We start from the raw sequence: 13462 nt of genomic DNA, 5'->3' as shown, positions 1-13462 counted from the left end.
AATCGACTAAAGAATTGAAAAATAATGTATGTCGTATCAAACACAATCAGGCAAAACGTGGAGAGCCAAAAAGTTCTAAAACAACAAACCAGACTTAAATTTCAGGCAAAAAAAACCCGGTAAAAACCGGGCATTTTCATCATGAGGGTAACGCAGAAATCACACTATCAAAAACAGCATCAGGATTCGCGCTTGGGTGCCAGTGCCAGATAAGTGGCCGGATTTTCACGCTTGCCATCTTTTAACACTTCATAATGCACATGCGGGCCAGTACAGCGTCCGGTGCAGCCTACAGCAGCAATATTCTGGTTGGCTTTTACCTGCTCACCTACAGAGACAAACAGGCGTGAGGCATGACCGTAACGGGTAATCAAACCATTACCGTGGTCAATTTCAACCAGATTGCCATAGCCGTTTACCCAGCCTGCGCGGATGACAATGCCATCGCCTGTGGCATAAATCGGGGTGCCAGTCGGTGCAGCCAGATCAATGCCCGGATGGTATTCACCCCGGCCCGACATGCTGCGGTAGCCAAACTTGGAGGATACCCGTGCATTGGCAATCGGCTCAATCGCCAGCAAGGCATTGGCATTGACGTTTAACGTGCTGTCTGGTGTCACAAAACCTGAGGACCGATAAGAACGGGTCACGGTTAATGCCTGTGACAACTGACCCAGATTGTCCTGACGGGCCTGCGCCTGACGGGAAATCTCATCAATCTGCTGCTGGATGCCATCATCCTCAGCAGTTGCCAGTACACTCATCTCGCCATTGTACTCACCGCCCATGCCAGTGCCGTGGTCATGATAGTGATCATGCTGCTCATCAGCCTCAATCAGGCCGCTGGCACTCAGGGAATCAACCAGCTGTTGCTGGGTGGTCCACATCTGGGTGACATAGCTGTCCAGTGCAGTCTGGTCAGCAGAAGAATTCAGTAAAGTCTGTGGGTTTGCAAATGATGATGAAGCAATCCATGCTGTAAAAGATAAGGCTAAAAAAATCCGGCGCTTATGCATATAACTATAATCTCTTTCCTGTCCTGCTGTTAGATCAGATGATGCGTTTGCCACTTGCTCCGGGATGAAAAAATCGTTTAAGGTTAAACGGCTTTTTTAACTCAAAGACTTAGCCATGAAGCGTCCAGTTCACGCCTTTGCCACACATCATCAGGATTTAAAAACAGGGGGTTTGCAATCTCTCCAAGCCCAAATGCTCTATCTGGAGAAACTTACGCAATTGACAAAGCCAGTGTTACCTCAACATGAAAACTGGCAAGTAGTTTCCTTTCAAGAAGGAATCCTGTGTGTTGCTGCTGAACAATATGCAGCGGTCAGCCAATTACGATATTTACAAACGCATTACGTTAAGCAACTTCGCAACATCACCGAGTTTAAAAATTTACGTGCCATCAGGGTCATTGTAGAAGCAAAACCAGCACCAAAAGTAGTGCCACACCTGCCTTTACCACCACTGGATGAGCCAACCCGGCAAGCCATTTTAGAAGCTGCCACCCTCATTCATGACCGCGAGCTTAGCGAAGCGCTACAACGTTTGGCAAGCAAAAAATGATCGAAAAGTGAGCACAATGTGGATTTAGGCTATTTTTTAAGCAACATAAGTACACAAAAAGCTGTGGATAGTTACATTGCAAACCTAGGGATATAAGGAAGTTAACTCACTTTTACGTATGAAATCGGGCAATTTACATCGTCATCAAATGTCACAATTTCATAACATTCCGGCGTGGCTAAAATTTTACGTAGTAGTTGATTGTTGAGTGCATGTCCGGATTTATAGCCTTCAAAGCGGCCAATAATGCTGTGGCCAATCAGGTATAAGTCCCCAATGGCATCCAGCATTTTATGCCGCACAAACTCATCGCTAAAACGCAAGCCTTCTTCATTCACCACACCCTGCTCATCCACGGCAATTGCATTGTCCAGCGTGGCACCAAGCGCCAGATTATGCTGGCGCAGGTATTCCAGGTCACGCATAAAGCCAAAGGTGCGCGCCTGACTGATTTCCTCAATAAATGAAGTAGTAGAAAAATCCACCTCAGCGGACTTGTATTCTTCGCTAAAGGCCGGATGATCAAAGTCGATGGTAAACTGCACGCTAAAACCATGATGGGGTAAAAACGCCGCACGCTTGTCATCCACACAGACTTCAACAGGCTGCCGGATGCAAATGTATTTTTTGGCCGCGTCCTGCTCCTGCAAGCCTGCCTGTTGCAGCAAATAAATAAATGGCCCGGCGCTACCGTCCATAATGGGAATTTCCGGCGCAGACACCTCAATAATAATGTTATCAATGCCCATACCTGCCAGTGCACTCATCAGGTGTTCAACCGTGCCAATGCGGGCTTCCCCCTTGACCAGATTGGACGACATGACCGTTTCCTGTACCAGCAAGGCATTGGCAGGAATATCGACTGGCGGGTCAAGGTCAATGCGCCGAAATACAATGCCACCATCAATCACATGCGGTAAAAAATTGATAAATACGTTTTTACCGCTATGCAGTCCAATGCCACTGGCTCTGATCACTTGTTTGATGGTTCGCTGTTTCAGCATAAAGGTCTATCTTAAAAAACTGTGTTAAAAAGCAAGGCGCCTAAATTAACATTATTGGCCTGAATAGAAAACAGGCCTGTAGATCCAACTGATCTACAGGCCTGTTTTTTGAAAGTACCTGCCAACACAAGGCGGCAAGTGCAATAAGATTATTTCTTTTGCTGGTTCTTCAGGTAATCCTGAATGCTCATGGGCGCTGGACGAGCCGCTGGTGCTGGCTGCGGCGCTGGAGCAGGCTGTGGTGCAACAGAAGGCGCACGACGGCTAATGGCAGGAGCATCATCCTCATCCACTGGCTGGCTGGCAGCAACAGGGGCTACAGGCGCAGGCTGTGGCTGGGCAACTGGTGCTGGTGCGGCTGCAGGACGTGCAACAGGTGTAGAAAAATCTACCGGGTCGCGATTCAGGCCCGTGGCAATCACGGTGACGCGCAATTCATCACGTGCTTCAGGGTCAAACACTGTACCGTAGAAAATGTCGCCTTCATCCAGGTCAACAATCTGGCTGACCACATTGGAAATCATTTGTACTTCGCGCGGCTTGATGTCATCACCACTGGTAATGTTAATCAACACACCCTTGGCATTTTCCAGACGCACCTGATCCAGCAGCGGACTGCGAATTGCCATTTCTGCGGCCTGACGTGCGCGGTCTTCACCACGGCTGGCTCCAATACCCATCATGGCATAGCCACGGGTGCTCATGGCAGTTTTCAGGTCGGCGAAGTCAAGGTTAATGTGACCGTGATTCACCACCAGATCAAAAATACTGCGTACTGCGTTCAGTAACACATCATCAGCCTTTTTAAAGGCTTCCTTCATGGAAATATCGCCATACACACTCAGCAGTTTTTCATTGGGAATAATAATGAGTGAGTCAACGTGGCGTTCCAGTTCTTCAATGCCTTTTTCAGCCGATCTCTGGCGCTTGCGGCCTTCAAAACCAAAGGGGGTAGTAACCACACCAACGGTCAGAATACCCATTTCCTTGGCCACTTCCGCCACAACTGGCGCAGCACCTGTCCCTGTACCACCACCCATACCGGCAGTGACAAATACCATGTCCGTGCCTTCAAGCTGGTCACGGATTTGGTCGCGTGCTTCTTCAGCCGAGGTGCGACCCACTTCCGGATTGGCACCAGCACCCAGACCGCGGGTACTTTGCTGGCCAAGCTGCACATTAAAGGGCGCTTTCATCCGGTCCAGCGCCTGCTTGTCCGTATTGGCACACACAAACTTTACGCCAGAAATTTCTGACTCAACCATGTGTTGTACCGCATTGCCACCGCCGCCACCCACACCAAAAACGGTAAAACGGGCCTGCCCATTGTTGTCGACTACTTCATCTTCAATTAGCGTAAATGAGGACATGACCTTTTGGTCTCCAAGATTTGTATGGCAGCTTGTATGCCCGTAGCACTGCCTGAGTTAAGTAAAAAACGTTAAATAAAAGAAAGCTTAGTAAATAAATTAGCATGCGTTGCCCTATGCTCACTGTCAAGTGAAAACGGATATTCAACAACAAACTCACAGCATAATTTAAACGCTTACTGCGGGATTAATCACTTAAAACCGCAGTCACTAAACTAATGCACTAAACCAGCTGGCGCAGCTTTTCGAGCATATTCTGTACCGGCTGTACTACATATTGCTGCAACCAGCCGTCACTGGCTTGTTCTTCCGCTCCCACTTCGGTGGCACGTTGTTGCTCATTCTGGCTATACATCAGCAGGCCACTGGCCGTGGCATAAATGGAACGGCGCAGCAGCGGACGTTTTTCTTCGCTGATATCTACAGCCAGTGGCGGATTACCCAGATGGGCAGACACACCTAGTACGCGGCGTGCCAGCGCAACTGCACCTTCAATCTGGCAGGCATCTCCAGTAAGCACCACACCATGACGCAGAACATTAATGGCGCCACTTTGTTCCAGCTGCTGGCGCACTTCCTCAAAAATTTCTTCGTAGCGCGCCACAATGATATCGGCCAGTTCAATCCGGCTGATGATCATGCCCGGTGCAATGCCAATGCCGGGAATCTGGATCATCTGATCCGGCTTAATGGCCGACAAGTCCACACAGCCATAGCGGATTTTCAGGTTTTCAGCCTGTTCGGTTGAGGTTTGCAACACAGAAGCAATATCACGGGTCACATGCTCGCCACCCTTTTGCAGGGTGTGGCTTAGAATCAGGCGGTTTTCCAGATACACGGCAATGTTGGTAGTACCAGCGCCTATATCCACCATGCACACGCCATATTCTTTTTCATCTTTAAGCAACACCGCTTCACTGGTGGCCAGCGTTGAAATAATGGTGCGCTCCACACCAATTCCGGCGCTTTTTAGCGCTTTATCCAGATTTTGCATGGTATTGATGGGCAGCATCATCAGGTGATAATGGCCGGTAATAAAATTGCCCGACATATTGATGGGATGATCTACCCATTCCGGCTGATCATCAATGGCAACGCCTAGCGGTACTGCATTGGTGAGGTAATGATCCGGCATCAAATGGCTGCTTTTGGCCATTTCCAGGGTACGTACAATTTCAGTGGTGGTAATGGTCTGGTTCATCACCGGCGTGCGGCCAGAGGCATTAAAGCTTTTCAGCTCGGCACTGGGAATCGCCACCCATGCGGTATGGATGCGGCAATCGGCCATGTCTTCCGCTTGTGACACGGCATCCTTGATGGCGGCCACCACTTTATCCAGATTACGGATAATACCCTTGCTCATGCCCCGGTTGGGCGCATGCGCCATCCCAATCACTTCAATCTGGTCAGGTGCATGAATCCGGCCAATCAGCACCGATACCTTGTGTGTTCCAATATCTATGGCAACAACAGATGGAACCGCTTCATTCATGACATTTACCATGCGTTATGTGTTCAAGTCTCATCAATCTTCCACTCATTGATTGACCACAGGTTGAGCGAGAGGAGTAACCACTGGCAGTTGTGGTTCAATCACAAACTTGCCTTCTACAATTTTTGGCGGTTGTGTATTTTTCCACTGTAAGGCAAGGCCGTTACGGTAGCGCAAATCAACAGCCACAATATTGGGCCATTGTGCCTTTAATTCGGTTAAACCCAACTGGCTTAAGCGGTGCAGCTTGGTTAAGGTCTGATCCTGATCAACAATAACCCGCATGCCGGTATTAAACTGCATAAACCAGGTCATGCGGTCGGTCAGGTGCAATTCCTTAAGCTGCATGCCTAAAGGGGCAAACCACTGGTTGATTTGCCGGTATTGCTGCATGAGTTGTACCGAATGGCTGGCCGGACCGTGTAATAGCGGCAGGTCGCGGCGATCTACATAACGGGCTTCTACAAAGATATGGCCACTGTCACTTAGCAGGCGACCACTGCCCCAGCGTGCAATCGGATGCCGTGGCGTGGCACGCACCACCATGCCGTTGGGCCAATGCCGGGTGACGACCACCCGGTCTACCCAGGGCAAGGTTAAGGCCGCATCACGTAAACGTTCCAGATCCGTGGTGAAAAAGCCTTCTTTGACCAGTGGCTGCAATTTGTTTTGCAGTAATTGTTGCTGGAGCGGATTCAGCTCACCCGCCACCCTGACAGTTGCAGCAGGGGCATGGCGCATGGTGTTGAGCATGGACCAAAACCCTACGCCGCATAGAATCACGGCCAGAATCACCAGCAACCAGCTACCCCACCAGGAAGCGCGCTCCCAGCGGCCTGCACGATTGGCACTGCTGCTGATCCCCTGCACGGAGGGGGCTTTACGGCGTATGGAAATGGGAAGCTGTGCCATAATGACCTTAACCCACGCTTGACATAGGCTGGGTTTGAGGGTTTGTTTGAGCCTGTGCCGGAGAAAGGGTTTGCTGCAAAATTAGCTGACAAAGTTCGGCAAAACTGTGTCCGATAGCCTTGGCAGCCATGGGTACCAGCGAATGATCGGTCATACCGGGTACGGTATTGACTTCCAGCAGCCAGAAATTGCCCTGCTCATCCTGCATGGCATCGATACGGCCCCAGCCGGTAGCACCCACCGCATTAAAGGCACGTAAGGCCAGTGCCTGTAATTGTTGCTCAGCGTCATGGCTTAAACCGCAAGGAATGCCATACTGGGTGTCATTACGCTGGTATTTGGCTTCATAATCATAAAAAGCGGCATCACTGGGCGGTTGCAGGCGAATCACTGGCAAAGCCTGACCGTTTAAAATCACGACAGTAAATTCACGGCCGGTAATCCAGCGCTCTGCCATTACCACCGCATCATGGACAGCAGCCTGCTCATAGGCCGGCTGGAGTTGCTCAAGGGTTTCCACCTTGCTCATGCCAATGCTGGAGCCTTCATGCACGGGCTTAATAATCAGCGGCAAACCCAGTTCCTGTACCACCTGGGCAAAATCAGTATTCTGGTCCAGCAGGCGATATGGTGCTGTCGGCATGCCGCAGCCTTGCCACAATTGCTTGGTTTTGGCTTTATCCATACCCAGCGCCGACGCCAGCACGCCACTGCCGGTATAAGGCAGGTTTAACCATTCCAGCAGGCCCTGAATCTGGCCATCTTCACCACCACGGCCATGCAGCACAATAAAAGCACGGTCATAGGCAGTAATTTCGGTGATTGAACGTACCGCCGGATCAAACGCTTCTGCATTAATACCCTGTTCCAGCAAGGCCTGCAGGACGGCCTGACCACTATTTAAGGAAACCTCACGTTCGGCTGAGTTACCCCCAAACAATACTGCAACTTTGCCAAAATCCGTGCTTTGTATGTGTGACACGCTATACGTCCATCGTTTAAAACATTCTTTTACGATAACCCGGCATCAATAGCGGGCTAGTCGCACCAAAAAAGGCTCAATCTAGCATGAGCACTCCTCTGCAGCAGTCCGTCATGTTAGACAAATCTGCGCAAATGACCAAATTTGTTTTTGGCCTGTCCTGCTTAAAAATAGTGCCCGGCTCTACCTGCCATACCTATGGCAAAAACCACTCAATATGACCGTTTAATGACTATTTTGCCTTTAAATACAAGCCTTGCTGCGCCAGCTCCACTGAAATGGCACCCACATTGCCAGCACCTTGCGTCAGTAGCAAGTCATTTGCTTTTAACACATTTTGTAACACTACAGGTAACTGGCTTTCAACCGGATCAACTAGAATCGGCTCCACCTGACCGCGCAGGCGCAAACTGCGAGCCAGACTGCGGCTGTCAGCACCAACAATCGGCTTTTCACCTGCCGGATAAACTTCCAGCAATAACAGCACATCCACCTGCGACAGCACCTCAACAAAGTCTTCAAAACAGTCGCGAGTACGGGTAAAACGATGCGGCTGAAACAGCATCACCAGACGACGATCCGGATGGCTTTGACGTGCAGCCTTAATAGTGGCTTCCACTTCCTTGGGATGATGGCCATAATCATCCACCAGCTTAATATTGCCATTATCCTGTGCAAATTCGCCCTGAATCTGGAAGCGGCGGCCCACGCCTGAAAAGCCTTCCAGTGCACGGCTGATGGCCGCGTCCGACACACCTTCATCGGTAGCAACGCCAATAGCAGCCAGTGCATTGAGCACATTGTGCAAGCCAGGCTGATTAATGGTTAGCCGTAGTGGCTCCCGATCCTTGCGCAGCACGGTGAAATGCGTTTGCATGCCCGATTGCTCGACCTCCACGGCACGGATGTCGTTTTCTTCGCCAAAGCCATAAGTGAGCACGGGACGGCCAATGCGCGGCAACAGCTCGCGAATCACGGCATCATCACCACACACCACCGCCAGCCCATAAAACGGCAGGTTATGCAAAAACTGGATAAACGTATCTTTGAGTTTTTCAAAGCTGCCGCCATAGGTTTCCATGTGGTCAGCATCAATATTGGTAACAATGGCCGCCATTGGTTGCAGGTATAAAAATGACGCATCACTTTCATCGGCTTCAGCCACCAGATAACGGCTGGCACCCAGTGCCGCATTGACACCGCTGCGGTTGAGCAGGCCGCCAATCACATAAGTGGGATCAAGGTTTTCCTCGGCTAGCATACAGGTCAGCAGGCTGGTGGTGGTGGTTTTGCCATGGGTACCTGCTACTGCAATGCCATGCCGATAACGCATCAGCTCACCCAGCATTTCAGCACGGCGCACCACAGGAATGCGCTGGCTGATGGCTTGCCGGATTTCCGGATTTTCACGGTCAATTGCCGTGGACACCACCAGCACATCAGCGCCTTCAATATTGCTGGCCTGATGACCAAAATGCACCGTGATGCCCTGCTCATTTAAGCGCTCAGTGGTCTTGCTGGGCTTTAAATCTGAACCGGAAATCTCATAGCCCTGATTTTTAAGCACTTCTGCAATGCCACACATGCCAGCGCCGCCAATACCAACAAAATGAATATGCCGGATGCGGCGCATTTCCGGAATCTTGATCAGTTGCTTGGCCTGAGCCGATGAAATATTGGATGGCGTCATAATGAACTCAAATTTGGGCGTAATACAAAATTAATGCGACAATGACAACAGAAATTCACTCACCTGACGAGTGGCCTGCGGATGCGCCTGCTGTCGGGCTTTTTCAGCCATGGCCTGCAAGGTGGCACGTTTCATGATGGGTTGCAGCGCGGCCTGAAGCGATTGGGGAGTCAGGCTGGCTTGCGGACATAGTAATGCCGCACCGCAATCTACCAGATAGCGGGCATTGGCGGTTTGATGGTCGTCTACCGCACTGGGCAATGGCACAAATACCGCTGCAACCCCTGCGGTTGCAATTTCAGTCACTGTTAAGGCACCGGCACGGCAAATAATCAAATCGGCACGTGCATAGGCATTGGCCATGTCTTCCACAAAAGGCATTACCTGCACATTTAGCTGGCTACTGGCCAAATCAATATAACGCTGCTGGGTGGCCTGCAACTGCTGCTGACCGCACTGATGCATGATATTTAAGGGAATATCCAGACCAGCCAGTGCTGCTGGAATCCGTTCATTTAAAGCCTGGGCACCTAGCGAACCGCCAACCACCAGAATATTTAACGGCAAATTGCCGCGTTCGGCATAGCGAACTTGCGGTTCTGGCAAACTGGCAATATCGGCACGCACCGGATTGCCAGTGGTTTTGACTTTTTGAGATTCAGTAAAAGTATTCGGAAAAGCCTGTAATACCAATGCGGACAGGCGTGCCAGTTGGGTATTGGTAAAGCCGGCAATGGCATTTTGCTCATGGATCACCAGTGGCAAACCCAGCAAGCGCGCAGCCAGTCCACCAGGACCGGCCACATAACCCCCAAAACCAATCACGGCATCAATATTTAGCTGGCGCATCAGACGCATGGCCGCCAGTGTTGCTGCCATGATTTTAAACGGTGCAGTAATCAAACGCTTGAGGCCATTGCCACGCAAACCCTGAATATCAATCGGATGCAGTGGAATATTTTTAGAGCCAACCAGACGATGTTCCATGCCAGTACGGGTTGCTAACCAATGGATTTCAATGCCTTGCGCACGCAGGTGCTCAGCCACGGCCAGCGCAGGAAATACGTGTCCTCCTGTGCCCGCTGCCATGATCATGACGGTCTTAATTTGTTTTACCTGCCCCTGAACCACAAACCACCTGTGCTTATGCTTTTACACATTTATCCGTATTGCCTGCTGAATGCATATCCGTATGCCAATTAGGCGCTTATTCTAGCCGGATTTCAGGTCAAGCTTAAACAGGCCAGCGCTCAATTTGCCAGTATTTTTGTACGACAATCCTATTTTTTGATAAAACGCGGCGGATCACCGGCACGCAATCGGCCTACAGAGCGCCACGGGTTTTTGCGCCACTGGCGTTTTTCCAGTTCATCCAGTGCCCACCAGTACAGTGGAATGATTTTATCCTTTAAAAACGGCAATGCTAAAGGGTCAAAGCCAGTCCACGGCAAGAATGGATTGCGCCTTGCATAAGCCCACACTTCAATCCGGGTCGATGGTCGTACACTTTTACCGCGTGCGTGAAAACCAAAGGTATCTGCCACCACCAGTGTATTTTTTTTGACGGCAAATGCCTTGGGTTTTGGCAGGCCCAGTTGCTCAAGTTCTGCTTCACTGATCCGGAATGAACCCCGCGCGCTCATACGGTCTGCCCTCGCCGCATTAATCGAACGCTGCTTTTCCCAGTCAAGGCGTGCCGGTGTTAATTGATGCGAACCGGGCACATACACAAATGGCCCCTCGTCCTCAGCCACATCAGTTAAAAACAGCCATGCCTTGACGCTGGAATGAAAGGTATCGGCATGCAGTTTGGTTTGGGGATCTGCCTTGGCCTTGCGTACCTGTGACAAAATGCTTTGTATATACAGCATCGGCTGTACCTGAAATGAACCCACATAATTCAGCAGGTGTTGCAGTTCGGGCTGTGCAATCAACTGTTGGGTGTTTGGCAGTTGTGGCAGGGTCTGATAGTCCAGCGGAATTCGCCGCGTTACCGTATTGCCCTGCAAGGTTTCACGGGCTGGCAATTCTGTGCCCAGCAGTTCCTGTTCTAATCGTGCAAAGTCATCAGCAGGCAGGAAATCTTCTTTAACAATAAATCCGTACTGGTTAAAAAACCGGGCATCCTCAGCTGTTAAAGACTTGCTTAAGCGGGCACGGCGGCGAGCAGCGAGTCGTGCCGCCAGCTTCACCCGCCATAAATGCAAGCCTGCCTGATTAAAGACTGAATTACCCAGAACCGGATTATCCACAAATGATTTGGCACCGGTTGCCAAGGCCAGTGTCCATAGCGGTGCCTTTAGCCAGCCCTGCGGTTGCTGCAAAATCGTCTGGTATTCCTTCAGCAGTTGCTTCACCTGCATCAGCCACGTCCCTGTTCCAGCACAGCAAACAGGTCATCGGCAATGGAGGTGCCAAACTGTGCATCAATTTCACGCACACAGGTTGGGCTGGTCACATTAATTTCAGTTACGTACTCGCCAATCACATCCAGCCCGACAAAAACCAGACCTTTTTCCCGTAACACAGGACCAATTTTGGCGGCAATGGCTTTATCTTTTTCGGTTAATGGCCGCGCTTCGCCACGACCACCTGCGGCCAGATTACCACGGGTTTCCCCAGCCTGCGGGATACGCGCCAGGCAGTACGGCACTGGCTCGCCATTAATCATTAAAATGCGCTTGTCACCATCTACAATTTCAGGAATATAGCGCTGCGCCATAATCGGCTGTGTGCCCAAAATAGTCAGCATTTCCAGCGTTGAACCCACATTAGGACTGCCGACGGTCAGGCGGAAAATCCCGGTGCCACCCATGCCATCCAGAGGCTTGACAATAATATCCTGATGCTGTGCCAGAAACTCACGGATCAGGCTTTGTTGCGAGGTCACCAGTGTGGATACCTGTAACTCACTAAACTGGGTGGCAAACAGTTTTTCATTGCAGTCACGCAGGGATTGCGGCTTGTTAATAATCCACGCGCCTTCACGTTCGGCCTGCTCTAAAATATAGGTGGTATAGATAAAGCGCAGATCGAATGGCGGGTCTTTGCGCATCAGGATCACATCATAGCTCGCCAGTGATTCGCGCTGTTTTTCGCCCAGTTCAAAATACTGGCCGCTCCGCGCGGCATAATCTTCAAACACATCCAGTGCTGCAATAGTGCCAAAGGCTTTGCCTGCATCAATAAACAGGTCATCCTGCAATGCATAACCAATCGTATGTCCACGGCGCTTGGCAGCCCACAGCATGGCAATGGTAGTGTCTTTTTTCAGGTTAATATTTTCGATGGGATCCATCACAACCAGAACGCGCATTGTTTTTTATCGCTAATTTTTAAAGATACGGAAGTATAGCGAATGACGTACTTTTTTTGGTTTAAAATTGTCGTTGTATAAGCCAATAGATTCCTCGAAAGAAAAATTCACGTCATACTTGTGTCAAGTTTTTAAGTCGTGCATAAAACAGGTAATAAACGGCTGGTATAAGATAAAATACTAATAAAGCGCCTGACCACAACCGCAGTTCATATAGCCGATGTTGGATATAGTAAGCATGACTTATATAAGTAATACTGCCCTTATTGTTTATGGCAAAATTTCCATCTTCAATAATGGTCTGTCCTTGTAACAAGCTAGAACACTTAATGAAATTATAAGCTACATAAATAATAACTGTAATTAGTAGAGAATTTAGCCAGTTCGGTAGCCTATCCATTATCTCACTTATAGAAAAATTTTCTTCTGTATAGATGCTGGTTGCTTTTTTTGGCGAGAAATTGTTATAACAAATACACCGAAAGGTATTATGCAAATAGCAAACGATATGAAATACCAATCTGCTAACTCTGATAAATAAGGCAAATTACAATAAGTGAGCATATCTATAAAAAGCATAGCCAGAAACCCAGCGCCAGCTAGATTTCCTAGTATCTGATTTGATAACTGAAAGTTATACACACTTGGCTTTTGAAAGTTTATGATTATGCCCCTTACTTTTCATAATAATACTGCATTTTTATAGGATCATTCTTGTAATTGGTTTTACTCTACCCAGTCTTCAATCACTAAGCCATCAATCCGCTGAAACTCACGCACATTATGAGTCACCAAGACTGCTTGTTCAGCCAAGGCATGACAGGCAATCCATAAATCATTAGCACCAATTAAAGTTCCAGATTGTTTGAGCCTTAAGAACTGAACAGCATAATGCTGGCAAATCTGTGCATTAATGGGATAAACCACTGAAATTTGCTCAATGAGCTTTTCAAGGTTATGAAGTACTCTCGCTTTTTGGCTGCTATTTTCAGCACCTTTTAATAATTCTGCATAAGTGACAAAAGACATCACCAAATCATCATTAGGTTTTAATTGATCTACTTTGGCTGCAACACTTTCTGGCTTATTTTTAATGAGATAAATAATAATATTGGTATCGAGCATAA

12 protein-coding genes are annotated in these 13462 nt (G+C 49.1%); 1 reads left to right on the top strand and 11 read right to left on the bottom strand.

What is annotated here, in order from left to right:
* Positions 1 to 179: 179 nt before the first annotated feature.
* Positions 180 to 1070 carry a M23 family metallopeptidase gene (locus tag Q337_RS19385; protein WP_407636776.1) on the bottom strand — a complete coding sequence of 297 codons (891 nt, stop codon included), beginning with the start codon at positions 1068 to 1070 and terminating at the stop codon, positions 180 to 182.
* 61 nt (positions 1071 to 1131) lie between these two features.
* Between Q337_RS19385 and Q337_RS0111590 the strand changes: the two genes are divergently transcribed.
* The gene (locus Q337_RS0111590; RefSeq protein WP_026471728.1) at positions 1132 to 1569 is read left to right on the top strand and encodes a DciA family protein; all 438 of its coding nucleotides are present in this window, start codon (positions 1132 to 1134) and stop codon (positions 1567 to 1569) included.
* Between the two features lie 101 nt (positions 1570 to 1670).
* Here Q337_RS0111590 and lpxC read toward each other — a convergent pair whose 3' ends face one another.
* The 10 genes from lpxC to Q337_RS0111540 form a co-directional block, all read right to left on the bottom strand.
* Entirely contained in the window at positions 1671 to 2573 is a 903-nt protein-coding gene (gene lpxC / locus Q337_RS0111585) for a UDP-3-O-acyl-N-acetylglucosamine deacetylase (protein WP_026471727.1), read from the bottom strand.
* A 149-nt stretch (positions 2574 to 2722) separates the two neighbouring features.
* Complete coding sequence (ftsZ, locus tag Q337_RS0111580; RefSeq protein WP_026471726.1) at positions 2723 to 3943, bottom strand: cell division protein FtsZ; 1221 nt, start codon at positions 3941 to 3943, stop codon at positions 2723 to 2725.
* A gap of 223 nt (positions 3944 to 4166) precedes the next feature.
* Complete coding sequence (gene ftsA / locus Q337_RS0111575; protein ID WP_026471725.1) at positions 4167 to 5435, bottom strand: cell division protein FtsA; 1269 nt, start codon at positions 5433 to 5435, stop codon at positions 4167 to 4169.
* Positions 5436 to 5480: 45 nt separating this feature from the next.
* Positions 5481 to 6347 carry a cell division protein FtsQ/DivIB gene (locus Q337_RS0111570; RefSeq protein ID WP_026471724.1) on the bottom strand — a complete coding sequence of 289 codons (867 nt, stop codon included), beginning with the start codon at positions 6345 to 6347 and terminating at the stop codon, positions 5481 to 5483.
* Positions 6348 to 6354: 7 nt separating this feature from the next.
* Complete coding sequence (locus tag Q337_RS17600) at positions 6355 to 7320, bottom strand: D-alanine--D-alanine ligase (RefSeq protein WP_051526839.1); 966 nt, start codon at positions 7318 to 7320, stop codon at positions 6355 to 6357.
* A gap of 241 nt (positions 7321 to 7561) precedes the next feature.
* Positions 7562 to 9019, bottom strand: a complete 1458-nt coding sequence (murC, locus tag Q337_RS0111560) for a UDP-N-acetylmuramate--L-alanine ligase (RefSeq protein ID WP_026471723.1) — start codon at positions 9017 to 9019, stop codon at positions 7562 to 7564.
* 30 nt (positions 9020 to 9049) lie between these two features.
* Positions 9050 to 10150: an undecaprenyldiphospho-muramoylpentapeptide beta-N-acetylglucosaminyltransferase gene (murG, locus tag Q337_RS0111555; protein WP_026471722.1), complete on the bottom strand. Its 1101-nt coding sequence runs from the start codon at positions 10148 to 10150 to the stop codon at positions 9050 to 9052.
* 149 nt (positions 10151 to 10299) lie between these two features.
* Positions 10300 to 11382: a phytanoyl-CoA dioxygenase family protein gene (locus Q337_RS0111550; protein ID WP_034280183.1), complete on the bottom strand. Its 1083-nt coding sequence runs from the start codon at positions 11380 to 11382 to the stop codon at positions 10300 to 10302.
* Positions 11382 to 12335 (bottom strand): glutathione synthase, encoded by a 954-nt coding sequence (gene gshB / locus Q337_RS0111545; protein WP_026471720.1) that lies wholly within the window; start codon positions 12333 to 12335, stop codon positions 11382 to 11384. Before gshB ends, Q337_RS0111550 begins: the two co-directional genes overlap by 1 nt.
* A gap of 726 nt (positions 12336 to 13061) precedes the next feature.
* Positions 13062 to 13460: a type II toxin-antitoxin system VapC family toxin gene (locus tag Q337_RS0111540; protein ID WP_228133127.1), complete on the bottom strand. Its 399-nt coding sequence runs from the start codon at positions 13458 to 13460 to the stop codon at positions 13062 to 13064.
* Positions 13461 to 13462: the final 2 nt, after the last annotated feature.

It is taken from the genome of Alkanindiges illinoisensis DSM 15370 (assembly GCF_000619845.1).
In the GTDB taxonomy this organism is placed as follows: Bacteria; Pseudomonadota; Gammaproteobacteria; order Pseudomonadales; family Moraxellaceae; genus Alkanindiges; species Alkanindiges illinoisensis.
This window is presented reverse-complemented; position numbering and strand designations above follow the sequence as displayed.